Origin of the sequence: Nonomuraea sp. NPDC048916 (genome assembly GCF_040649575.1) — a bacterium.
Lineage (GTDB): Bacteria > Actinomycetota > Actinomycetes > Streptosporangiales > Streptosporangiaceae > Nonomuraea.
Genome location: NZ_JBEZFS010000015.1, coordinates 15,266 through 38,260, shown reverse-complemented (window position 1 = coordinate 38,260; position 22,995 = coordinate 15,266). Strand labels below are relative to the sequence as shown.

General features: G+C 70.4%; 23 protein-coding genes. 14 read left to right on the top strand and 9 right to left on the bottom strand.

Going from position 1 to position 22,995, the window contains the following annotated elements:
* Window positions 1-72 precede the first annotated feature (72 nt).
* On the bottom strand, window positions 73-333 hold the full coding sequence (locus tag AB0C16_RS18220) for an HGxxPAAW family protein (RefSeq protein ID WP_357684239.1): 261 nt from the start codon (window positions 331-333) through the stop codon (window positions 73-75).
* A gap of 224 nt (window positions 334-557) precedes the next feature.
* On the opposite strand from AB0C16_RS18220, the gene secA reads away from it, so the two are divergent.
* Window positions 558-3,350, top strand: a complete 2,793-nt coding sequence (secA, locus tag AB0C16_RS18215) for a preprotein translocase subunit SecA (RefSeq protein WP_357684237.1) — start codon at window positions 558-560, stop codon at window positions 3,348-3,350.
* 100 nt (window positions 3,351-3,450) lie between these two features.
* Here secA and AB0C16_RS18210 read toward each other — a convergent pair whose 3' ends face one another.
* The 3 genes from AB0C16_RS18210 to AB0C16_RS18200 all read right to left on the bottom strand — a co-directional run bounded on the left by AB0C16_RS18210 (window position 3,451) and on the right by AB0C16_RS18200 (window position 6,258).
* Window positions 3,451-3,882: an Rv3235 family protein gene (locus tag AB0C16_RS18210; protein WP_357684236.1), complete on the bottom strand. Its 432-nt coding sequence runs from the start codon at window positions 3,880-3,882 to the stop codon at window positions 3,451-3,453.
* Between the two features lie 277 nt (window positions 3,883-4,159).
* Window positions 4,160-5,485 (bottom strand): PTS transporter subunit EIIC, encoded by a 1,326-nt coding sequence (locus AB0C16_RS18205; protein WP_357684234.1) that lies wholly within the window; start codon window positions 5,483-5,485, stop codon window positions 4,160-4,162.
* 32 nt (window positions 5,486-5,517) lie between these two features.
* Entirely contained in the window at window positions 5,518-6,258 is a 741-nt protein-coding gene (locus tag AB0C16_RS18200) for a GntR family transcriptional regulator (protein ID WP_357684232.1), read from the bottom strand.
* Window positions 6,259-6,384: 126 nt separating this feature from the next.
* Here AB0C16_RS18200 and AB0C16_RS18195 point away from each other — a divergent pair, with 126 nt between their 5' ends.
* From AB0C16_RS18195 to nagZ, 6 genes are all read left to right on the top strand, one after another.
* Window positions 6,385-7,419: an SIS domain-containing protein gene (locus AB0C16_RS18195; RefSeq protein ID WP_357684230.1), complete on the top strand. Its 1,035-nt coding sequence runs from the start codon at window positions 6,385-6,387 to the stop codon at window positions 7,417-7,419.
* Window positions 7,420-7,469: 50 nt separating this feature from the next.
* Window positions 7,470-7,706, top strand: a complete 237-nt coding sequence (locus tag AB0C16_RS18190) for a PTS glucose/sucrose transporter subunit IIB (RefSeq protein ID WP_357684228.1) — start codon at window positions 7,470-7,472, stop codon at window positions 7,704-7,706.
* Between the two features lie 11 nt (window positions 7,707-7,717).
* On the top strand, window positions 7,718-8,164 hold the full coding sequence (locus AB0C16_RS18185; protein ID WP_357684226.1) for a PTS glucose transporter subunit IIA: 447 nt from the start codon (window positions 7,718-7,720) through the stop codon (window positions 8,162-8,164).
* Between the two features lie 43 nt (window positions 8,165-8,207).
* Window positions 8,208-8,468: an HPr family phosphocarrier protein gene (locus AB0C16_RS18180; RefSeq protein WP_357684224.1), complete on the top strand. Its 261-nt coding sequence runs from the start codon at window positions 8,208-8,210 to the stop codon at window positions 8,466-8,468.
* Window positions 8,465-10,165, top strand: coding sequence for a phosphoenolpyruvate--protein phosphotransferase (ptsP, locus tag AB0C16_RS18175; RefSeq protein ID WP_357684222.1), 1,701 nt, complete (start codon window positions 8,465-8,467; stop codon window positions 10,163-10,165). Before AB0C16_RS18180 ends, ptsP begins: the two co-directional genes overlap by 4 nt.
* 281 nt (window positions 10,166-10,446) lie before the next feature.
* Window positions 10,447-11,757: a beta-N-acetylhexosaminidase gene (gene nagZ, locus AB0C16_RS18170; RefSeq protein WP_357684220.1), complete on the top strand. Its 1,311-nt coding sequence runs from the start codon at window positions 10,447-10,449 to the stop codon at window positions 11,755-11,757.
* Here nagZ and atpB read toward each other — a convergent pair.
* On the bottom strand, window positions 11,754-12,548 hold the full coding sequence (gene atpB, locus AB0C16_RS18165) for a F0F1 ATP synthase subunit A (protein WP_357684218.1): 795 nt from the start codon (window positions 12,546-12,548) through the stop codon (window positions 11,754-11,756). The two genes, nagZ and atpB, sit on opposite strands and share 4 nt — an antisense overlap.
* A 137-nt stretch (window positions 12,549-12,685) precedes the next feature.
* Between atpB and AB0C16_RS18160 the strand changes: the two genes are divergently transcribed.
* The 4 genes from AB0C16_RS18160 to AB0C16_RS18145 all read left to right on the top strand — a co-directional run bounded on the left by AB0C16_RS18160 (window position 12,686) and on the right by AB0C16_RS18145 (window position 15,389).
* Complete coding sequence (locus tag AB0C16_RS18160) at window positions 12,686-13,330, top strand: HAD family phosphatase (protein WP_357684216.1); 645 nt, start codon at window positions 12,686-12,688, stop codon at window positions 13,328-13,330.
* Window positions 13,331-13,361: 31 nt separating this feature from the next.
* On the top strand, window positions 13,362-13,871 hold the full coding sequence (locus tag AB0C16_RS18155) for a hypothetical protein (RefSeq protein WP_357684214.1): 510 nt from the start codon (window positions 13,362-13,364) through the stop codon (window positions 13,869-13,871).
* Window positions 13,872-13,960: 89 nt separating this feature from the next.
* Complete coding sequence (locus tag AB0C16_RS18150; RefSeq protein ID WP_357684212.1) at window positions 13,961-14,587, top strand: HAD family hydrolase; 627 nt, start codon at window positions 13,961-13,963, stop codon at window positions 14,585-14,587.
* Between the two features lie 79 nt (window positions 14,588-14,666).
* Window positions 14,667-15,389 carry a haloacid dehalogenase-like hydrolase gene (locus AB0C16_RS18145; protein ID WP_357684210.1) on the top strand — a complete coding sequence of 241 codons (723 nt, stop codon included), beginning with the start codon at window positions 14,667-14,669 and terminating at the stop codon, window positions 15,387-15,389.
* On the opposite strand, the gene AB0C16_RS18140 is transcribed toward AB0C16_RS18145, so the two are convergent.
* A complete protein-coding gene (locus AB0C16_RS18140) occupies window positions 15,373-16,881 on the bottom strand; it encodes a penicillin-binding transpeptidase domain-containing protein (RefSeq protein WP_357684208.1) in 1,509 nt (502 codons plus the stop codon). The genes AB0C16_RS18145 and AB0C16_RS18140 overlap by 17 nt on opposite strands.
* Window positions 16,882-17,073: 192 nt before the next feature.
* On the opposite strand from AB0C16_RS18140, the gene AB0C16_RS18135 reads away from it, so the two are divergent.
* Genes AB0C16_RS18135 through AB0C16_RS18125 form a run of 3 tightly spaced genes read left to right on the top strand, consistent with a single transcriptional unit; the run spans window position 17,074 to window position 20,859 of the window.
* Window positions 17,074-17,991 carry a LysR family transcriptional regulator gene (locus AB0C16_RS18135; protein ID WP_357684206.1) on the top strand — a complete coding sequence of 306 codons (918 nt, stop codon included), beginning with the start codon at window positions 17,074-17,076 and terminating at the stop codon, window positions 17,989-17,991.
* Window positions 17,988-18,839, top strand: coding sequence for a serine hydrolase (locus AB0C16_RS18130; protein ID WP_357684204.1), 852 nt, complete (start codon window positions 17,988-17,990; stop codon window positions 18,837-18,839). Before AB0C16_RS18135 ends, AB0C16_RS18130 begins: the two co-directional genes overlap by 4 nt.
* A 58-nt stretch (window positions 18,840-18,897) precedes the next feature.
* Entirely contained in the window at window positions 18,898-20,859 is a 1,962-nt protein-coding gene (locus AB0C16_RS18125) for an acetoacetate--CoA ligase (protein ID WP_357684202.1), read from the top strand.
* Here the strand turns inward: AB0C16_RS18125 and AB0C16_RS18120 are convergent.
* The 3 genes from AB0C16_RS18120 to AB0C16_RS18110 are packed head-to-tail and all read right to left on the bottom strand — an operon-like array spanning window position 20,849 to window position 22,910.
* A complete protein-coding gene (locus AB0C16_RS18120) occupies window positions 20,849-21,406 on the bottom strand; it encodes an NAD(P)H-dependent oxidoreductase (RefSeq protein ID WP_357684200.1) in 558 nt (185 codons plus the stop codon). The two genes, AB0C16_RS18125 and AB0C16_RS18120, sit on opposite strands and share 11 nt — an antisense overlap.
* Window positions 21,403-22,308, bottom strand: a complete 906-nt coding sequence (locus AB0C16_RS18115; RefSeq protein ID WP_357684198.1) for an NADP-dependent oxidoreductase — start codon at window positions 22,306-22,308, stop codon at window positions 21,403-21,405. The genes AB0C16_RS18120 and AB0C16_RS18115 overlap by 4 nt, the downstream gene beginning before the upstream one ends.
* Window positions 22,305-22,910: an NAD(P)H-binding protein gene (locus AB0C16_RS18110; RefSeq protein ID WP_357684196.1), complete on the bottom strand. Its 606-nt coding sequence runs from the start codon at window positions 22,908-22,910 to the stop codon at window positions 22,305-22,307. The genes AB0C16_RS18115 and AB0C16_RS18110 overlap by 4 nt, the downstream gene beginning before the upstream one ends.
* Window positions 22,911-22,995 lie beyond the last annotated feature (85 nt).

The following is a 22,995-nucleotide window of genomic DNA, read 5'->3' as shown; positions in this document are numbered from 1 at the left end:
CGTACGGCAAAGCATGCCGCGAATGCTAGCGGCGGGCACCGACAGAACGGGGCGCCCGCCGCCGGCCCGGAATCAGCGGTGGTCTTCGACCGACATGCCCACGCGGGGCGCGTCGACCACGACATCGGTGAAGATGTCGAAGACGAGCGCCATGATCCCTCCGACGACCAGCAGGCCGACGCCGATCCAGATGAGCGTCCAGCTCGCCATGGTCAGCCCGAACCCGCCGACGATGAAGGCGATCAGCATGACGGTGACGGCGAGCCACGAAGACGCGCGCCCACCGTGACTGCCGAGATTCTCGGTCTGCTCCGCCCTCGTGCCCTCAACCATGACAAAATCCTTCCCTTGCCGGATATCCCGCTATTTGGTGCGAGCCGGCTATCAACCGGCATACCCTCTGCCTAGCCCCATTCTCCCAGACACCATCGGCGCCCACGCTGTCGCGGTGGCTGTGTCTGCTGGCGGAACCGCCTACCATGGCAACGGGGAAGTTTGTCTCGGCCTCTCCTCCTGGCGGCGCCGCCGGGGTAGACCTGCGAGGAGCTTTACATAAAGTGGCAGCCATTCTCGACAAGATCCTGCGTGCCGGCGAAGGCAAGATCCTGCGCAAGCTCAAGAGGATCGCAGACCAGGTCAACTCCATTGAGGACGACTTCACGAGCCTGTCCGACGCGGAGTTGCGCGCGCTGACGGACGAATACAAACAGCGCTACACCGATGGCGAATCGCTCGACGACCTGCTTCCCGAGGCGTTCGCGACCGTGCGCGAGGCGGCCCGCCGCGTGCTCGGCCAGCGGCCCTTCGACGTGCAGATCATGGGCGGGGCCAACCTTCACATGGGCAACATCTCCGAGATGAAGACCGGTGAGGGCAAGACCCTCACCTGCACCTTGCCCGCCTACCTCAACGCCCTGTCCGGCAAAGGCGTCCACGTGGTCACGGTCAACGACTACCTGGTCAAGGTCGGCGCCGAGAACATGGGGCGCATCTACCGCTTCCTCGGCCTCGAAGTCGGCATGATCCTTTCCGGGCAGCCGTCCGACGAGCGCCGCAGGCAGTACGAAGCCGACATCACCTACGGCACCAACAACGAGTTCGGCTTCGACTACCTCCGCGACAACATGGCCTGGTCGCTCGACGAGTGCGTGCAGCGCGGCCACAACTTCGCGATCGTCGACGAGGTCGACTCCATCCTCATCGACGAGGCCCGCACCCCGCTGATCATCTCCGGTCCCGGCGAGCAGTCCGGCAAGTGGTACGCCGAGTTCGCCAAGATCGTGCCGCGCCTGCGCAAGGGCGTCGAGGCCAAGAACCCCGGCGAGGAGAGCACCGGCGACTACGTCGTCGACGAGAAGAAGCGCACGGTCGGCATCCTCGAGTCGGGCGTCGCCAAGGTCGAGGACTGGCTCGGCATCGACAACCTCTACAAGCCCGAGCACACCCACCTGGTCGGCTTCCTGAACAACGCGCTCAAGGCCAAGGAGCTGTTCAAGAAGGACAAGGACTACATCGTCTCCGACGGCGAGGTGCTGATCGTCGACGAGTTCACCGGTCGCGTGCTCCACGGCCGCCGCTACAACGAGGGCATGCACCAGGCCATCGAGGCCAAGGAAAGCGTCAAGATCAAGGACGAGAACCAAACTCTCGCCACGATCACCCTGCAGAACTACTTCCGCCTCTACACCAAGCTGTCCGGCATGACCGGCACCGCCACCACCGAGGCCAACGAGTTCCACCAGACCTACAAGCTCGGCGTGGTGCCGGTCCCGACCAACCGGCCGATGATCCGCAAAGACCAGGCCGACGTCGTCTACAAGACCGAAGACGCCAAGTTCAACGCGGTCGTCGAGGACATCAAGGAGCGCTACGAGAACGGCCAGCCCGTCCTCGTCGGCACCACCTCGGTGGCGAAGTCCGAGCGGCTGTCCAAGGCGCTCAAGCGCCGCGGCGTGCCGCACGAGGTGCTCAACGCCAAGAACCACGCGCGTGAGGCCGCGATCGTCGCCGAGGCGGGCCGCAAGGGCGCCGTCACCGTCGCCACCAACATGGCCGGCCGCGGCACCGACATCATGCTCGGCGGCAACCCCGAGTTCCGCGCCGACCTCGAGCTGCGCCAGCGCGGCCTCGACCCGATCGAGACGCCCGACGAGTACGAGAAGGCCTATCCCGAGGCGCTCGAAAAGGCCAAGGCCGCCGTGCAGGCCGAGCACGACGAGGTCACCGACCTCGGCGGCCTCTACGTCCTCGGCACCGAACGCCACGAGTCGCGCCGCATCGACAACCAGCTGCGCGGTCGTTCCGGTCGTCAGGGCGACCCCGGCGAGTCGCGCTTCTACCTCTCGCTCGGCGACGACCTGATGCGCCTGTTCAACTCGGCCAGGGTCGAGATGATCATGACCAGGCTCAACATCCCCGACGAGCAGCCGATCGAGTCGGGCATCGTCTCCAAGGCCATCGCCTCCGCCCAGCACCAGGTCGAGACCCAGAACTTCGAGATCCGCAAGGACGTTCTGAAGTACGACGAGGTGATGAACCGGCAGCGCAAGGTCATCTACGCCGAGCGCCACCGCGTCCTGGAGGGCGCCGACCTGCACGAGCAGGTACAGGGCTTCGTCGGCGACGTGATCGACGGCTACGTCGCGGGCGCCACCGGCGAGGGCTTCGCCGAGGAGTGGGACCTCGACAAGCTGTGGAAGGCGTTCGGCGAGCTCTATCCGATCAAGATCACGGTCGACAACCTCGTCGAGGAGGCGGGCAGCCGCGAGGAGCTCACCGCCGACTTCATCTCCGAGAAGATCAAGAAGGACGCGTTCGAGGCCTACGCCAAGCGCGAGGAGCAGCTCGGTCCGGAGGCGATGCGCGAGTTCGAGCGCCGGGTGATCCTCTCGGTCCTCGACCGCAAGTGGCGCGAGCACCTCTACGAGATGGACTACCTGCGCGAGGGCATCGGCATGCGGGCCTACGCGCAGAAGGACCCGCAGATCGAATACCAGCGCGAGGGCTACGAGATGTTCACCGCGATGCTCGAGGGCATCAAGGAGGACTCGGTCGGGTTCCTGTTCAACATCGAGGTCGAGGTCCAGGAGAACCCGATCGTCGAGGAAGAGGACGCGATGGTGGCCGAGACCCGCTCGATCATCGCGCGCGGGCTACGTGGTCCCGAGCGGCCCGCCGAGCTCGAATACTCCGCGCCCGGTGAGCAGGGCGACGTGGAGCACACCCGGGTCCGCACCACCCAGGCCGAGCGGGCCGCCTACGGCAACGTCGAGCGCAACGCCCCGTGCCCGTGCGGGTCGGGCAAGAAGTACAAGCGCTGCCACGGCGACCCCAAGCACGTCCAGCCCTGAGCACGAGACGGCCCCGCCCCCCCCCGTGGGCGGGGCCGTTCCGCGTCCACGACCGGTCCACCTGGCGCCCTCCGGCGCCTGTCCGAAGGCCGTGGGGAGCTCAGGCGGTTTCGAAGTCGGTCACCAGCCACTGGACACCACGCCGTTCGAGACGGACGGCGAGGACATGGCTGCGGACGCCGCAGTGCACCAGCAGGCACATTTCCACGGCCCCGTCCCTGGGTTCCTTCACGTGCGGGACCCCGGCGAACGGAGGCCGCCGGGCCTCGATCATCCGGCCCGCCCTGACGAGCTCCCGGTAGGCCTGGTCGGTGAGCCGTTCGGCGATGGTCTCGGGTGGGCGCCTGCCGGTGAGCACCTCGGCCAGCGCCTGTCCGAGCAGCCGCAGCCGCCGCTCGTCGGGGATCGACCCGGGCGGGCCCCACACCAGGGGGCGCGGCTCCAGGGCGAGGGCTCCCCGCACCTGGGGGACGTGCTCGGGGTGCCGGCCGGGAGGCTCGGGGACGGGGCTGACGCGGGGCAACGCTGACATGGACCCTCCAAGGGCATCCGGGGGGATGGGAAAGCGATACAAGGAGTTTCCGGCCCGGCCGTCAGATACCTCGGCCGCCAACTTTCCCCGTTTCGCCGCCGTACTGGCCGTATAGGCGAAGAAGATCACCTCGACCTGGATCGGGTCACCCACGCCGCCCGCTCCGTTTCGGTCCGCCACGCCGCCGATCCGGCCTGTCCCCAACCGGGCCGGCCGGTCCGTTCACGGACCTTGTGGCCTGTGGGTTCCTGCCACGGGCGAGCGTGGAGACAACGACTTAGGTCTCGCGGGTGCGGGCCTCGCCCGAGTCGACGTCGGGTTCCGGTTCGCGGCCCGGGGTCATGATGTTCAGCCTGCGGATCAGGAAGCTGAACACCACGTAGTAGACGACTCCGTAGACCACGCCGAGCAGGAGGATGCCGGGGAGGTTCTGGGTGTTGGACTTGCTGGCGTTGAGCAGCATGTCGAGCAGGCCCGCGGAGAAGCCGAAGCCGAGCTGGCCGCCGATCAGCGTGGTGAGCGCCATCGCGAGGCCGGTCAGCACGGCGTGCACGACCAGCAGCAGGGGCGCCACGAAGATGAAGGCGAACTCGATCGGCTCGGTGATGCCGGTGACGAGCGAGGCCAGGGCGGCCGAGAGCATGATGCCGCCCACGGCCGGCCGCCGGTGCCGGGGAGCCGCCCGCCACATCGCGAGCGCGGCGGCCGGCAGCGCGAACATCATGACCGGGAAGAAGCCGGCCATGAACTGCCCGGCGTGCTCGGCGCCGCCGAAATAGCAGTTCCAGTCGCCGCCGAGGATGCGCCCGCCGACCTCGCACTGCGGCACGACGTGCCAGACGATCGAGTTGACGAAGTGGTGCAGCCCGAGCGGGATCAGCAGCCGGTTGATCAGGCCGTAGATGCCGGTGCCGAGGGGGCCGAGGGTGGTCAGAGCCTCGCCCGCGTGACCGATCCACTCGCCGAGGATCGGCCAGACCCAGCCGATGAGCACGCCGAGGAGCAGCGCCACGATCGCGGTGACGATGGGGACGAAGCGCCGCCCGCCGAAGAACGCCAGCCAGGACGGCAGCTTGATCCGGTGGAACCGCTGCCAGAGCAGGGCGGTCACCAGGCCCATCAGGATGCCGCCGAGCACCTTGGTGGGGTTCTGCATGCCGTAGTTGACGATCTCCACGATGCCCTGGTCCTGGACCTGCTTGAGCAGGACCGTCTCCCTGATGGCGGAGCCGAAGAACATCACCTTGGTCACCCGGTCGAAGACCAGGTAGCCGACCACCGCGGCGAGCGCCGTCGTGCCGTCGGACTTGCGCGCGAACCCGATCGCCACGCCCACGGCGAACAGCAGGGGCAGGTTTTCGAACAGCGCGGCGCCCGCGGCGGCCAGCACCTCGGCCACCTGGTTCATCCAGCCGAATCCGGCCACGTCGGCCAGGCCGCCGGGCTCGGCGCCGTTGGAGCCGAGCATGTCCGGCTGGCCGAAGCGGAGCAGCAGCGCCGCGGCGGGCAGGGCGGCGATGGGCAGCATGAGGGAGCGGCCCAGCCGCTGGAGCACGTTCATCACGCGTGCGAACGGCGAAGGCCTGGCGGTGGTCTCGTTCACCGGGCGTTCCTCCGGGGGATGGGGTCGGGCCCTCAGCCCCGTCGAGCGGGCATTTCCAGGATGGTGCGCAGTTGGTAGCGGTCGGCGCGGTAGGTGGACACGCCGAGCTCCGCGCAGGCGCCGCCGGAGAAGGACCTGCGCTGGAGCAGGAGCACGGCTCCGCCGCGCGGCAGCTTCAGCAGGTCGGCGTCGCTCGGGTCGGCGATGCCCCCGTCGATGGTGAGCTCTCCCGCGTCCATGACCAGGCCGTAGCGGGTCTCCAGCAGTGAGTAGAGCGATCTGCCGGACAGGTCGTGCTCGGCCAGGTCGGGGGCCAGCTTGACCGGGATGTGCGCCCGCTCGATCGACAACGGCTCGCCGTCGGCGGTGCGCAGCCGCTCGATGAAGTGCACTTCCTCGCCGGGCTGGATGCCCAGCTCCTTGGCCAGGTGGGCGCTGGCGCGCACGATCCTGCGGTCGAGGTCGCGCGAGCCGGGCTCCATGCCGCGGGCCCGCATGTCGTCGGTGAACGAGGTCAGCTGGAGCGAGAGCTCGATCTTGGGGCGGGCGACGAAGGTGCCCTTGCCGGGCACCCGGTGCAGGCGGCCCTCGGACACCAGATGGTCGACCGCCTGACGTACGGTCATCCGGGACAGGCCGAACCGCTGGCAGAGCTCGCGCTCGGACGGGATCGCCGCGCCGATGCTGAGCTCGTCGCTGTCGATGAGATCCAACAGGATCTCGCGGAGCTGGAAGTACTTGGGCACCGGGCTGTCCGGATCGATGTGCGCCACAGATCCTCCCCTCGATCTGACCTGGGCAATGGGCTATCGTTCGTACTGGTCTAGTCCGGACTAGACCACCATAACTGGGAAAACAGGGTCAAGTCCGAACGGTAACGATTGAAGGATGAGCGCCACATGACCACCAAGATGCGCAGCGAGATCGCCGAGCAGCCCGCGGCGCTGCGCGCCACCCTCGACTCCCTGCTTCCCCGGGTCGGTGAGGTGAGGGAGCTGGCCGAGCGGACCCGCCAACTGTTGTTCATCGCGCGTGGCACCTCCGACAACGCCGCAGTCTACGGACGTTATCTGGCCGAGTCGCGAGCCGGGCGGCTGGCCGGGCTCGCCGCGCCGTCCATCGCGACGACCTACCGGCGCAAGCTCGACCTCGACGGCGTGCTGGCCGTGGCGATCTCCCAGTCGGGCCGGACCGAGGAGATCGTGGAGACGCTGATCTGGGCGAGAGACTGCGGCGCCAAGACCGTCGGCATCACCAACGGCGGCCCCGACAGCCCGCTCGCGCAGGCCGCCGACGTGGCGCTGTGCACGGTCGCCGGCGAGGAGAAGGCGGTCCCCGCCACCAAGACCTACACGACGCAACTCGCCGCGCTCGCCGTGCTCGCGCTCGGGCTGGGCGCCGACGTGGACGAGACGGACCTCCAGCGGGTCCCCGAGGCGGTCGAGAAGCTCGTCGACGACCCCGGCGACCTCGACGCGGTCATCGAAGGGCTGGCCGACAAGCACGGCGCCGTCGTCTCCGCCCGCGGGCTGGCCTTCTCCACGGCCCTCGAGACCGCGCTCAAGCTCAAGGAGGCCTGCTACCTGCACGCCATGGGCCTGTCCTACGCCGACCTGCTGCACGGCCCGATCGCGGTGGTCGACGCCGAGACCCCGGCGCTGCTGGTCGCCGCGGAGCACAGCCCGACCCTGCCCGGCACGGTGGCCCTGGCCGAGCGGGTCGTCGCGGCCGGCGCGGCGGCCTACACGATCGGCGGGGGAGCCGAGCTGGCCCGGGCGGGCACGGCCGCGCTCAACGGCCCCGACCTGCCCGAGTGGGTCGCGCCGATGGGCCTGATCGTGCCCGGGCAACTGCTCACCGAGGCGCTGGCCAGGAGGCTCGGCATCGACCCGGACTCGCCGCGCGGGCTGAACAAGGTCACGCAGACCGACTGATCACGGACCGTCGTTTAGCCTGGTCGAAGCGCGAGGACGAGGAGGATCGGATGGCGGCGGATGTCAACGCGATCATCGCCGGGCTCGGAGGTGCCGACAACATCATCGACATCGAGCCCTGCATCACCCGATTGCGCACCGAGGTGCGTGACGCGTCCAAGGTCGACCAGGGCGCCCTCAGGAGGGCCGGGGCTCACGGGGTGATGGCCGCGGGCAACGTGGTGCAGGTCGTCGTGGGTCCCGAGGCCGACACGATCGCCGGCGACATCGAGGACATCATCGGCTAGAGGGCGAGACCATGACGATTGTTCTCGCTCCGGTGGAGGGGGCGGCTGTGGGGTTGGCGGCCGTGCCGGATCCGGTGTTCTCCGCGGGCATGGTGGGGCCCGGGACGGCGATCGACCCACTGAGGGAGCCCGGTAAGGCCGTGGCCCCGATCGCCGGAAAAATCATGAAACTGCATCCACATGCGTACGTCATCGTGGGAGACGACGGCAGGGGGGTGCTGGTACACCTTGGCATCGACACGGTCCAGCTCAAGGGGGAGGGGTTCCAGTTGCTGGCCTCCGAGGGCGACCGGGTGAGCGCGGGCCAGCCCGTCGTGGCCTGGGATCCGTCGATCGTCGAGGCGGGGGGCCGCTCGCCCGTCTGCCCGGTCGTGGCGCTCGACGCGGTGGCGGGATCCGTACGAAGTGTGGCGGCAGGAGCCGTACACGTGGGGGATGAGTTGTTCCGATGGATTTAGCGATGACACCGGCTGGTCCGGACCGGCACTGGAGGAGGACTACATGCCTGAACGCAAGGTGACCGTGGTGGCGGAGGTGGGGCTGCACGCCCGTCCGGCGGCCACGTTCGTCCGGGCCGCGGCCCAGGCGCCGATGGACGTCACCGTCGCCAAGGTGCCGGGTGGGGAGCCGGTCAACGGCAAGAGCATTCTGCAGATCCTGGCGCTCGACGTCAGGCAGGAGGAGACGATCGTGATCAAGGCCGAGGGCAAGGGAGCGGACGAGGTGCTGGACGAACTAGCGAAGATCGCCGGATCGCCATGAACTTGACGGGGGTGGGGGCCAGTCCGGGCATCGGGCACGGCCCCGCGTTCACTGTGACCGTCTCCGTGCCCGAACCCCCCGAGGGCGCCACCTACACCGGCGAGGCGGATCAGGAGAAACAGCGCGCGGCCAACGCGCTCCAGCAGGTGGCCGGAGTGCTGGAGCTGCGCGGCGACCGGGTCGGCGGCCAGGCCGGGGAGATCCTCAAGGCGCAGGCCATGATGGCCGAGGATCCCGGGCTGGCCGTGGCCGTCAGAGGGTTCATCGACCACGGCATCGCCGCACCCCGCGCCGTCTACCAGGCCTTCGCCCGATTCCGGGACACGCTGGCGGGAGCCGGCGGCTACCTCGGCGAGCGGGCCGCGGACCTCGACGACGTCAGAGATCGGGTGATCGGGCTGCTCACCGGCATACCCATGCCGGGCATACCGTCGCAGCCCGCGCCGCCCGACGAGCCGGGCGGCGCGCCCCAGCCGTACGTGCTGATCGCGCATGACCTGGCCCCGGCCGACACGGCGCTGCTGACGAAGGACCTGGTCGCCGCGTTCGTCACGGAGAAGGGCGGGCCCACCAGCCACACCGCGATCCTGGCCCGGGCGATGGGCGTGCCCGCCGTCGTCGGCTGCCGGGGGGCGACCGGCATCCGGCCCGGCACGCGCGTGCTGGTCGACGGGACCTCCGGCGAGGTACGCGTCGAGCCGCCGGAGTCCGAGGTGACCGAGCGGGCCGCGCGGTCCGGCCGGGCGGCCGTCCAGCAGAGCGGCGGCCCCGGCCGGACCAGCGACGGGCACGCGGTGCCGCTGCTGGCCAACATCGGCGGCCCGGCCGACCTCGACGCGGCGCTCGCCCACGGCGCCGAGGGCATCGGGCTGTACCGGACCGAGTTCCTCTTCCTCGGCAGGGACCAGGAGCCGTCGGCCGACGAGCAGAAGCGGGCCTACCGGGCCGCCCTGGAGGCGTTCCCCGGCCGGGCGGTCGTGGTGCGGGTCCTGGACGCCGGGGCCGACAAGCCGCTCGCCTTCCTGCCGCCTCCCGACGAGGAGCCGAACCCCGCGCTGGGCGAGCGGGGACTACGGCTGTTGCGCGGCCATCCGGAGGTGATGGAGGCGCAGCTCGACGCGCTCACCGCCGCCGCCGAGGGCACCTCGGCCAAGCTCATGATCATGGCCCCGATGGTCACCACCGCCGAGGAGGCCTCCTGGTTCGCGGGCATGTGCCACATCAGAGGCGACGCGCCCGCGGGTGTGATGATCGAGATCCCGGCGGCGGCGCTGCGCGCGGAGAGCCTGGTCACCGTGGTCGACTTCGTCTCGATCGGCACCAACGACCTCGCCCAGTACACCTTCGCCGCCGACCGGCAGCTCGGCACGCTGGGCGCGCTGCAGGATCCGTGGCAGCCCGCGCTGCTCGACCTCATCCACCGCACCGCGACCGCGGCCTCCGACAACGGCAAGCCGTGCGGGATCTGCGGCGAGTCGGCCGCCGATCCGCTGCTGGCCTGCGTGCTCGTCGGGCTCGGGGCGACCTCGCTGTCGATGACGGCCACCGCGCTGCCCGCCGTACGGGCCGCGCTGGCGGAGCACACGCTCGACCAGTGTCAGCTCGCCGCGCAGGGCGCCCGGGGGATGGAGACGCCCGCGCACGCCCGCGCCGCGGCCCGCTCCCAGCTGCCGGGGCTCGCCCGGCTGGGACTGTAGGAATTCCACCGGGGGGATTCCACCGGGGGGATTCCACCGGGGGGATTCCACCGGGGGGATTCCACTGGGGGGATTCCACCGGGGGGATTCCACTGGGGGGATTCCACTGGGGGGATTCCACCGGCGGGATTCCACCGGCGGGATTCCACTGGGGAGATTTCGCCGGCGGGATTCCACCGGCGGGATTCCACTGGGGAGATTTCACCGGCGGGATTTCACCAAGGGCGATTTCGACGCCGTGCGCGGCCCGCGCACGGCGTCGCGTCGATACGGTTGGGAACATGGTTGGACGGATCGGCGCGGCGGGCCTGCTGGTGATCGCTCTCTCGGCGTGCGCCGGAGGCGGTGGTTCGGCCGATGCGGCGCCGACGGCGAAACCGGCAGCGCCCACGACCGCCGCCCCCTCCACGCCCCCGGCCGGCCGGGCTCCCGCGCAGGGCGACGAGGTGCGCCGGGTGCTGTCCCGGATGAGCGTCGAGGAGAAGGTCGGCCAGCTGTTCATGCCGGTCCTGTACGGCACGTCGGCCGACACCGTCTCGGGCGAGAACCAAGCCAGATACGGCGCCCAGACCCCGGCCAAGGTGATCGCCCGATACCACCTCGGCGGCGTCATCCTCTTCCCCGCCAACGTCCAGAGCGTCGGCCAGGTGGTCAGGCTGACCAACGGGATGCAGCGGGCCTCGCCGAAGGTGCCGCTGCTCATCGGCACCGACCAGGAGAACGGCCTGGTGTCCAGGATGTCCGCGGTGATGACGCCCTTCCCCGGCGCCTCGCAGGTCGGGGCCACCCGCGACGCCGCCATGTCGCGGGCCGTCGCCAGGGCCACCGGCAAGGAGCTGCGCGCCGTCGGCGTCAACCTCGACTTCGCGCCGGTCGCCGACGTGAACGTCAACCCGCGCAACCCGGTCATCGGCAAGCGGGCCTTCGGCGACGACCCGGTCCAGGTCGCCACCATGGTCTCCGCCGCGGTCAAGGGCTTCGGCGACGCCGGGATCGCGGCCACCGCCAAGCACTTCCCGGGCCACGGCGACACCAGCGTCGACAGCCACACCGGGCTGCCCGTGATCAAGCACACCCGGGCCGAGTGGGAGAAGATCGACGCGCCGCCGTTCAAGGCCGCGATCGCCGCGGGTGTCGACGCCGTGATGAGCGCCCACATCGTCTTCCCCAAGCTCGACCCGTCGGGCGACCCCGCGACCCTGTCCAAGCCCATCCTGACCGGGCTGCTCCGCGGCAAGCTCGGCTTCAAGGGCGTGATCTCGACCGACGCCCTCAACATGGACGGAGTGCGCAAGAAGTACGGCGACGGCGAGGTGGCCGTGCGGGCCGTCCAGGCCGGGGCCGACCTGCTGCTCATGCCGTACGACTTCCCGAAGGCGTACAACGCGGTGCTGGCCGCGGTGAGGTCGGGCAAGATCAGCGAGCGGCGGCTCGACGAGTCGGTCACCCGGCTGCTCACGCTCAAGAAGGCCCGCGGCATCCTGCACGAGGCGCCCGTCGCGTCGGCGGAGCGGGCGGCCAAGGTGCTGCGCTCGGCCGAGCACCGCAAGCTGGCCGCCCGCGTCACCCGCGCCGCCCACGCGGCGCGTTAGTGCTCGCCGTGTAACCCGCTGGCCACGTACATCGCGGCCAGCATGGCGAACAGATACGCCTGCAGAAACTGGATGAACATCTCGAACGCGGTCAGCAGGATGGTCATCGCCACGCCGAGCAGCCCGAGCCCGGCGCCGAGCGGCGTGAGCCGTTCGAACACGAACCAGAAGCCGACCGCGCTGAAGAACGCCAGCAGGATGTGCCCGGCGAACATGTTCGCGAAGAGCCGGATGAAGTGCGTGAACAGCGAGGTGACCAGCACCTCGGCGAGGATCAGCGGCGCGTAGATCGAATACGCCCACCACGGCAGGCCGGGCAGGTACACGATGCCCTTCAGGTAGCCGAGCACCCCGTGGTGCCTCACGCCCAGGTAGAGCTTGAGCACGTACACGCTGACGGCCACCACCAGCGGGAAGGCGATGTGCGCGGCGACGGGGAACTGGATGAGGGGGATGACGCCCATCAGGTTCCAGATCAGCACGGTCAGGAAGATCGTGAACAGCAGGCCCATCCACCGGTCGGCGTCCTTGCCGAGGCTGGGCCGGGCGACCTGGTCGCGGACGAACACGTAGGCGTACTCGCCGAGGTTCTGCCAGCCGCGCGGCACGAGCTTCGGCCTGGCGAAGGCGGCCCAGCACAGCGCGATGACGACCACGGAGCTGAGCAGGGCGATCAGGACGGGTTTGGTGAACCATTCCGGTCCGCCGGCGAAGATCGGCGGGAGGTCGAACAGCTCAAGGCCGGGGGCCTTGAACTCGTCTGGGGAGGTGATCAGGATCGTCGTTCGCACGGCGGTCCTCTCTGTCGGACGAGAACGGATCATCACCCTAACCGGGTGAATCGGTGATCCTTTATCCCGGTTTTCAGCGGTCGGCGAGGGCCGTGCGACGCTCTAATCTAGAGCGGGTGTCCGATCGAGGAGGCAGCGTGGTCACAGGTGTTCTGATCGACTGGGGTGGGGTGCTGACGACCAGCATGTCCGACTCCATCAGGCGCTGGATCGTGGCAGATCGCATCGACGACGCCCACTACCGCGACGTGATGGGCGAGCTCGTCTTCCACGCCTACAACGGTGACGGCGAGACCCTCGTGCACGCGCTCGAGCGCGGCGAGATCGACGGCGCCACGTTCGAGCGCGACCTGGCCGCCCGGCTGCGGACCGTCGACGGCGGGCCGCCCGTGGCCGACGGGCTGCTGGAGCGGATGTTCGCCGGGTTCGAGCGGGTCGACGCGATGTACGACATGCTGCGCGACGTCAAGGAGGTCGGCGTCAGGACGTGCCTGCTGTCCAACTCGTGGTCCAACACCTATCCCCGCGAGGGGTGGGACGAGATCTTCGACGCCGTGGTGATCTCGGGCGAGGTCGGCATGCGCAAGCCGGAGCCGCGCATCTTCCAGCACGCGCTCGACCTGGTGGGGCTGCCCGGCGACGCGTGCGTGTTCATCGACGACATCGAGGCCAACATCGTGGCCGCCCAGGCGCTCGGCATCGAGGGGATCCACCACCTCGACGCCGACACGACCATCACGCGACTCGAGACACTCCTCCAACTCTCCCTGCGACGGGCATGATGGTTCCTCCGCACGCTGCGAAAGGCTCCTGATGCGCGTCTACCTGCCGTGCACGCTCCCCGCGCTGGCCCGAGCGGTCGAGGCCGGGGAGCTGGGCCCGGCTCCGCTGACCGGCTACGCGGTGACGCCCGCGCTGACCGAGTGGTACGCCTCGGGTGACACCGAGGAGCTCGAGTACGTCGCCCTCACCGAGGCCGCCCGCGCCTCGCTGCGCATGCTGGCCGCCGACCGCGCCGACGGCCTCGCCGCCGCTCCCCGCCGGGTGGTGGTCGTCGCCGAGGTGCCCGACGCCGCCCTGTCGGTCGGCGCCGAGCTGGAGGAACGCGGCAGGGTACGCGTCGCGGAGGTCGTGCCGCTGGCCAAGGTCGCCTCGGTGCACATCGACGACCTCCAGGCGACCGCTGACGTCGAGGCCGCGATCGCCGCGCTGCCCGCCGCCGACCGGGGCGACGACGACGCGCGCTTCACGGTCGACGGCGCCGAGGCGCACGAGCTCATGTGGTACGCCACGCAGGAGATCCCCGACCTCCTCGGCTCTTAGCGGGACCGGGCGAACGCCATGTGCGCGTGGGGCGGCGTTCAGCGCGCGTCCCGCGGAATGCCGGGCCCGGCGGCTAGGCTGAATGGGATATGACAAAGCACATCATCTGGGATTGGAACGGCACCCTCTTCCACGACATCGACGCCGTGGTGGGAGCCACCAACGAAGTCTTCAGGTCCTACGAGCTGCCCCTGCTCGATGCCGACGGGTTCCGCGCGGTCTACACGCGGCCCATCTGGCTCGCCTACGAACGGCTGCTGGGCCGCCCGCTGGACGAGGGCGAGTGGGAGCTGCTCGACACCGGGTTCCACGACCACTACTTCCGGCTGAGCGTCGCCTGCCGGCTGGCCGCCGACGCCGAGCTCACGCTCACGAGCTGGACAGGCACCCAGTCGCTCTGCTCCATGGCCCCCCACGCCCACCTGGTCCCGATGGTCGACTCCTTCGGCATCACCGGTCACTTCACCAGGATCGACGGGCTGATCGGGGTGACCGGCGGCGAGAAGGCCGCCCACATGACCGTCCACATCCAGGCGCTGGAGGTCGAGCCGGACGAGGTCCTGGTGATCGGCGACAGCGTGGACGACGGGCTGGCGGCCCGGCACGTGGGCGCCAAGGCCGTCCTCTACACGGGCGGCATGACCGCGCGGGCCGAGCTGGAAAGCACCGGCCTGCCGGTCGTCGACACGCTGGCCCAAGCGCTCGACCATGCCTGAATCGCTCGGCCGGGAGCTCTAGCCCCGGGTTGGCCGTACTCTTGCCGCAACCCCTCAGGAGGCAGCCATCAACCGTCTAGTGCTCTGGAACATCGACCTGACCCTGGTCGACGTCGCCATCGTCACCAGAGACGCCTACGCCGAGGCGTTCCGCGCCGTGACCGGGCGCCCGCTGGTCAAGCTGGCTCCGGCGCTGGGCCGGCCGGATTCCGAGATCATCTTCGAGACCCTCGCCGTCAACGGCATCGTGGCCGAGGACGGTCACCTGCCCGCGTTCATCTCCGCGCTGACCTCGGCCTTCGCCGACCGGCGCAGGAGGCTGCCCAAGGAGGGCCGGGTCATGCCAGGGGCCAAGGACGCGCTCAAGGCCGTGGCCCGGCTCGACGGCGTGGTCCAGACGGTGCTCACCGGCACCATCAAGGGCAACGCCGTGCTCAAGCTCCAGGCGTTCGGGCTCGACAAGCACATCGACTTCGAGCTCGGCGGCTACGGCGAGGAGGTCTACCCCAAGGCGACGCTGCTGCAGGTCGCCCAGGGCCGGGCCAAGGCGCGCCTCGGCACCCCGTTCACCGCGGCCAACACCGTCGTCATCGGCGACTCGGCGCGTGACGCGCAGGCCGCCAGGATCGGCGGCGCCGCGATGATCGGGGTGGCCTCGGGCCGGTCGATGGAGGCCGAGCTGCGCGCGGCGGGGGCCGACATCGTGCTGCCCGACCTGTCCAACTCCTCGGAGGTGGTGGCCGCCGTCGCGGGCCTCACCTCGAAGGTGGTGGCCCGCGGGCAGGTCAGCTCAGCGCCTTGAGGAAGCGGGCCGCGATCGGGGCCGCCACGGCCGACCCCGCGCCGCCGCCCTCCACGACGACCGCGAACGCCAGGTCGCCCCGGTAGCCGATGAACCACGAGTGCGCGGGCGGCTCCTTGCCCGAGCCGTACTCCGCCGTGCCGGTCTTGCCCGCCGTACCGGCGGGGAAGCTCACGGCGTGGGCGGTGCCGTCGGTGACGACGGCGGGCATGAGCCGGCGCAGCGCGCGCACCACGCCGTCCTCCAGCGGTCGCGGGCGCAGCGTGTGGTCGGGCATCATCTCCTCGGCGACCAGCCGGGGCGGGCGCCAGGCGCCGTCGGCGATGGCGGCCGCGACCGAGGCCATGTTCAGCGGGCTGGCCAGCACCCTGCCCTGCCCGATCGAGGCGGAGGCCAGGTCGGTGGCGTCCTTCGGCGCCGGAAACTCGGCCCGCACGGCGGGCACGCCCGGTGTGATCGCGGCGCCGAAGCCGAAGCTCCCGGCCACCTCGGCGAGGCGTCCCTCGCCCAGGTCCTTCACCGCCATCGCGCCGAATGTGGTGTTGCACGAGTGCGCGAACGCGTCGCGGAAGGCCAGCGTGCCGTAGTCCTTGAAGCCGGCGTTGTGGAACGGGAAGCCGCCGATGTTCTGCTCGGCGGGGCAGTTGACCCGCTGGTCCGGCTCGACCCCGCCGGCGACCAGGGCGGAGGCCGTGACGACCTTGAACGTCGAGCCGGGCGGGTACTTGCCGAGCAGCGCCCGGTTGAACCCGCCGGGCTTGTTGACCACCGACAGGATCTCGCCGGTGGACGGGCGCAGCGCGACCAGCGAGGCGGGTTTGCCGGAGTCCTCCAGGGCGGTGGCTCCGGCGCGGTGCACCTTGAGGTCGATCGTGGTGGGCAGCGGCTTCTTCTCGCTCACCTCGACCACGGTCTTGACCCGCTCCTCGCCCTGGTAGAGGTCGATCCGTGGCTCGTCTCTCATGGCGAACCTGTCGGGATAGGTCTGTCTGAGCCCCTCGACGAGCTGCTGCACGGAGCCGGGCGCGTCGGGGGTGTCGACGCGGCTGCCGTCGGCGGCCAGCACCGGCATCGCGACGGCCTTCTGGGTGACCAGGCGCAGTGACCTGCCCTGCTTGAGCGACGGGTTGATGGCGGCCGGGGTCCAGGCGACCTTCCAGCCGCCGTCGCGTTCGACGAGCTTGAGCCGCCCGTCGTACTCCCAGTCCTTGGGGCCGATCAGCTTGGCGTGGAAGCTCACCTCGCCGCCCCGGTCCTCGGCGCTCGCCGGGAAGATCCCGTTGGGCCTGGGCCGGTGGAAGGTGGCCTGGGTGAGCTTGAGGTCCTTGCGGAAGAGCCGGTGCCATCGTTCGAAGTCGGCGGGCGGATCGGCCACCAGCTCGCGCATCGCCAGGTAGTCCTCCGCGGACCAGGCCGTGAGGTACCGGTCGGCGGTCTCCTCGGGCGTGCCCGTCGTGCGCAGCGCCCAGAACGTCCCCCCGGCCGCCAGCACGGGCACGAAAATCGCGGCCGTGATCCAGAGCCCCCTGCGCCGCCTTCTCCGCGGAGGGCGCTCCTCTCTAAGGTGTGCGTACATTGTCCCCGTTTGTGGTGCCATGGGAGAGAGGACAGCAGAGGTCGCTTATGCGTGTCCAATATTGATATGGGCACTTCGGCGATATAAATCTGGCTATAGTTGCTGGTCGTGGATCTCGTCCGGCACCTCCGCTACTTCGTCGTGGTGGCGGAGGAGCTCCACTTCGGCAACGCGGCGATCCGGCTCGGCATCGCCCAGCCGCCGCTCAGCCAGCGGATCAAGCGGCTGGAGCAGGAGCTCGGCGTGCGGCTCTTCGACCGCTCCGCCCGCCAGGTCCGGCTGACCGAGGCGGGCCGGCGGTTGCTCGGCGAGTCCCGCGAGATCGTGGCCCGCGTCGACCGGCTGCACGAGCTCGCCCGCCACGGCGAGGGCGCGGTGCTGAAGATCGGTGTCCCGCCCGACCTGGCCGCCGCCGTGATCGCCGAGCTGGTCGCCGGCTTCCGCGAGACCAGGCCACAGGTGCGGCTCGCGCCCGCCGAGATCTGGACGGCCGACCAGGTGACCGCGCTCACGGACGGCACGATCGACGTCGGCGTCGTCCGCCACCCGATCACCGCGCCCGGCCTGCACTTCGGCCAGATGCTGGTGCAGTCGCAGGGAGTGCTGCTGGCCGGCGACCACCCCCTCAGCCGCGCGAGCGAGCTGCACCTGGCCGACCTGACAGGGCAGGAGCTGCTGCTGCCACCTCGCGAAGGGGAGCCGGGCCTGCACGCCGAGGTGCTGGTCGAATGCCGCCGCCACGGGTACGTGCCCGCCCGGGTGCACGAGGGCGCCGGCCTGGGGCTGGTGCTCGCGGGGGCAGCGGTCGCCTTCGGTCCCCGGGAGGAGCTGCCGGGGCTGGCCTGGCGGCCGCTGCTAGGCTCGCCGATCGCCTGCCGGTTCTCCACGGCCTGGCAGGTCGCGACCGACGCGGTCACCGGCTTCTCGGCGGTGGCCGTACGAACTCTGAAGGAGCGCGCCGGGATGGCGGACGATGGCGCGGCGCCCGTGCGGCGGGTCAGCCGGCGGCCGGGGGCGCTGGCATGAGCGACTTCGGCGGCCTGTTCCGCGCGGCGGGCGTGACGGGCTGGCTGCACGCCGCCGACCTCGACACGGGCCGGGAAGTGGGGCACGGGTCCGACGATCCGGTGCCGACCGCGTCGGTGTTCAAGGTGCCGCTGCTGGTCGAGTTCTGCAGGCAGGCCGACGCCGGGCTGCTCGACCCCGCCTCGCCGGTGACCGTGGGGGCCGCCGAGCGCACCTTCGGGCCCACCGGGGTCTCGGCGATGCTCGACGACGTCACCCTGTCGCTGCGCGACCTGGCCTACCTGATGATCGCGGTGAGCGACAACACCGCGGCCGACGTGCTGTCCGCCCTGGTCGGGCTCGACGCGGTCAACGCGATGCTGACCGGCTTCGGGCTGCGCGGCACGCACGTGGCGCACACGGTCAGGGACCTCTACCAGAGCATGGCCGACGACACCGGGCACGGCTGGCCGTACCTCGACGTGGAGGAGATCGCCCGGCTGCGCGTGCTCGACCCGCGACACACCAACCGCAGCACGCCGCGCGAGACAGCCGCGCTGTTCGGGCTGATCTGGCGCGACGAGGCCGCCTCCGCCGCGTCGTGCTCCTGGATGCGGACCGTGCTCAACCTGCAGGTCTGGCCGCACCGGCTGGCCTCCGGCTTCCCGTACGACGACGTCGAGGTCAGCGGCAAGACCGGCACGCTGCCGACGCTGCGCAACGAGGCCGGCGTGGTCGAATATCCCGACGGAGGCCGTTACGCCGTCGCCGTCTTCACCCGATCGCTCAGCCCGGCGGTCAACCAGCCGCGCGCCGACGCGGTGATCGGCACGGCCGCGCGTATGGCGGTGGACCACCTACGCAGGTAGCGCGTTATGTGGGGCAGCGGCTATGAATTTCGCCAGGACCAGCGACAGGATAGGAAACATGGTTGTTGAAGGTGCACTCCTCTGGGAACCGACCGATGACATCGTCACGCGCGCCAGGCTGACCCATTACATGGAGTCGCTGGGACGGTCGGGGACAAGCTATGAGGAACTGTGGCAGTGGTCCGTCGACAGTCCTGCGGAGTTCTGGGCGTCGATCTGGGACTACTTCGGGGTGATCGGCGAACGTGGTGACGGGCCCGTCATCACTGGGACGATGCCCGGCGCCGGATGGTTCACCGGAAGCAGCCTCAACTACGCGGAGAACGCGCTGCGCCACGAGGACGGCACCGCGCTGGTGTTCGTCTCCGAGGACGGCGCCCGCCAGGAGATGTCCCGCGCCGAGCTGCGCGAGGAGGTGGCGCGCGTCAGAGCCGGCCTGGTGCGGCTCGGCGTCCGGCGCGGCGACCGGGTGGCCGGCTACCTGCCGAACATCCCGCAGGCCCTGATCGCCTTCCTGGCCACCGCGTCCCTCGGCGCGATCTGGTCGGCCGGATCGCCCGACTTCGGCGTGCCGAGCATCGTGGACCGGTTCAGGCAGATCGAGCCCAAGGTGCTGATCGCGGTCGACGGCTACCACTACAACGGCAAGGGCTACGACCGCTCGGCGGCGGTCAACGAGATCGCCGCGGAGCTGCCCTCGCTCCGCGCCACCGTGTGGATCCCCTACCTGGCCGCGGCCGGGGAGGGGCGGCCGCCGCAGCGGGCCGAGCCGGCCCCGGCCCACACCATCACCGTGCCGCACGGCGAGGTGATCGGCTGGGAGGGGCTGCGGGCCGAGCCGGGGCCGCTGGAGTTCGAGCGGGTGCCGTTCGACCACCCCCTGTGGATCCTCTACTCCAGCGGGACGACCGGGCTGCCCAAGCCGATCGTGCACGGGCACGGCGGCATCGTGCTGGAGCACCTCAAGTCGCTCTCCTTCCACCAGGATCTCGGTGAGGGGGACGTGTTCTTCTGGTACACCACCACGGGCTGGATGATGTGGAACTACCTCATCGGAGCCCTGCTGGTGGGGGCCACTCCCGTGCTCTACGACGGCTCGGCCGCCTACCCCTCGGCTGCCGTGCTGTGGCGGATCGCCGCCTCCGAGCAGGTGACCTACTTCGGGGTCGGGGCGCCGTACATCATGGCCTCGCAGAAGGCCGGCATCCACCCCGAGGGCCTGGAGCGGCTCCGGGGCATCGGCTCCACCGGGTCGCCGCTGCCGCCGGAGGGGTTCTCGTGGGTGGCCGCGGAGCTGCCCGGGATCCCGCTCGGGTCGTTCTCCGGCGGCACCGACGTGTGCACCGGGTTCGTCGGCGCGACCATGCTGCACCCGATCCGGGCGGGGATCATCCCGTGCCGTTCGCTGGGGGCCAGGGTGGAGTCGTACGACCCCGACGGCAGGCCGGTCGTGGGGGAGGTCGGCGAGCTGGTGATCACCTCGCCGATGCCCTCGATGCCGGTGATGTTCTGGAACGACGCGTCCGGCGAGCGCTATCGCGAGAGCTACTTCGACGTCTACCCCGGGGTGTGGCGGCACGGCGACTGGATCAAGATCGACGAAGACGGCAGCTGCGTGATCTACGGCCGCTCCGACTCCACGCTCAACCGGGGCGGCGTCCGGATGGGCACCAGCGAGTTCTACCGGGTCGTCGAGCGGTTCGAGGAGATCGCCGACAGCCTGGTGATCGACACCGGGCAACTCGGCCAGGAGGGGCGGCTGCTGCTCTACGTGACGCTCGCCGAGGGCGCCGAGCTCACCGACACGCTGACCGGCGCCCTGTGCGCGGCGCTGCGCCAGGAGCTGTCACCCCGGCACGTGCCCAACGAGATCCACGCGGTGCCCGGCATCCCGCGCACCCTGTCGGGCAAGAAGCTCGAGGTGCCGGTCCGCAGGATCCTCCTCGGCACCCCCGTCGAGCAGGCGGCCAACCCCGACGCCATGGCCAATCCCGAGGTGCTGCGGCACTTCAGACCCTGAGCGGTCGCAGCGCCTCGCTCCAGGCCACGACCTGGTCCAGCATCGTGGTGACCGCGTCCTCATGGCGGGCCGCCGGCTTGAACACGGTCATCTGCTCGAAGTCGGTGTACAGCGACAGCGCGACCTGGGCGGGCACGTCGGCGACCTTGACCCGGCCGAGCACCTGCCTGAGGTGCTCGGCCGCCCGCACCCCGCCGTCCACGCCGTAGCCGACGAACCCGGCGGCCTTGTCGGCCCACTCGAAGTAGAGGTAGTCGATCGCGTCCTTCAGCGCGCCCGAGGTCGAGGAGTTGTACTCCGGCGTGACGAACACGTAGCCGTCGAACGAGTCGATCCGCTCCGCCCATGCCCTGGTGTGCGCGTGCTCGTACACGCCCATCGCGGCCGGCCAGCTCTCGTCCAGGTGAGGCAGCTTGAAGTCCCTCAGGTCGACCACCTCGTACTCCGCGTCACCTCGCTTGGTGGCCAGATCGTGCACCCAGGCGGCGACGTTCTCGCCGTTGCGGACGGGTCGGGTGCTGCCGATGATGATGCCGATCCGGGTCATCGCGTGCCTTTCGGAATGATGATGATCTTGCCGCGGGTCCGGCCGGACTCCGCTCGGCGGTGGATGTCGTGCAGGCTGGTCAGCGGGTGCGACTCGGCGATCTCGACGACCAGCCGCCCCGCGTCGATCAGGGCCACGAGCTCGGCGAGCTGCCCAGGATCGTTGCGGCTCACGAAGTGGGTGGCCAGGGGAGAGTCGATCGGGGTGGCGACGGTGACGATCACCCCGTCCGGCCGCACCAGGGAGGCCAGCTGGCCGGCGGCCTCCGGGGTGATGCCGGCGAGGTTCAGGACCACGTCCATCTCGCCGGGTAACGGGCTCGCGGTGTAGTCGACCACCTCGTCCGCGCCCAGCCCGCGCACCGCGGCCCGGCTGCGGGGCGAGGCGGTGGCGATCACCGTGGCGCCCGCCCGCTTCGCCAGCTGGACGGCGAAGAGGCCGATCCCGCCACCCGCGCCGTTGACCAGCACCCGCTGGCCGGGAGTGACGCGGGCATGCTCGAAGACGGCCTGCCAGGCGGTGAGCCCGGCGACGGGGATGGCCGCGGCGTCCTGCGCGGAGATCGTTTCGGGCGCCCTGGCCAGCTCGCTCGCCGGGGCCACCGTGTACTCCGCCGCGGTGCCGTTCACCAGGCCGATCACCCGGTCACCCGGGGCGAACTCCGTGACGCCCGCGCCGGTCTCGACGACCGTGCCCGAGACGTCCCAGCCCAGCGTGTGCGGCAGGGTGACGGGCAGCACGCCGTGGAGCAGCCCGGCCCGCAGGCCGACCTCCGACGGGTTGAACGAGGTGGCCGCCACCTCGATGAGCACCTCGCCGGGGCCCGGCCGGGGCCTCGGCACCTCGTCATAGCGGATCACCGACGCCTCGCCGTACTCGTGGATCCGCGCCGCGCGCATCATGTTGTCCGCTTCGCGGAAGGCGTGCGCGTGGTCCCGCGCCCAGTCCCGGCCTGGCCGGCCTGGGTGAGTGACTCGGGGCCGGTGAGGACGTGGGTGGCACCGTGGTGACCGTCGTCGAGGAGCGCGCGCACCGCGACGGCCGCGATGTCCCGCTCGTCCACCGGCGACATGGCGGCATTCCCGTACGACTCGCGGACGACCCCCGCCCGCACCTGGTCGGCCCACCGCAGGGTGTTGGCCGCGAAGGCGTGCGGCCGCAGGATCGGCCACTCCAGCCCCGACCGTCCGACCAGCCGCTCGATCTCGCGCTCGTGGTTGCGTACGGCGGCGGAGGAGAGGTAGACGACGCGCCGGGCCCGTTGGGCGACCACCTCCAGCACCGCTCCGGCGCCCTCCGCCGTGCCGAAGGGCCAGACCAGGAACACCGCCTCCACGCCGTCGAGTGCGTCCACCAGGGATTTCGGATCTCTCAAATCACCTGTGAATCCAGATATCCCGGGATCGCGGGTCAGTGCTCCGACCTCGACTCCCGCCTCTCTCAACCGAGCGACCACGTGACGACCGACCCTGCCTGTCGCCCCTGTCACCAGGACCACGCTCATGGGAACCTCCTTCGCTGGTAAACCGTAGGAGGCTCAGGTGAGATAACCAATGCGCTGAAGTCTGCTCTTTATACGTGTTCGTCTC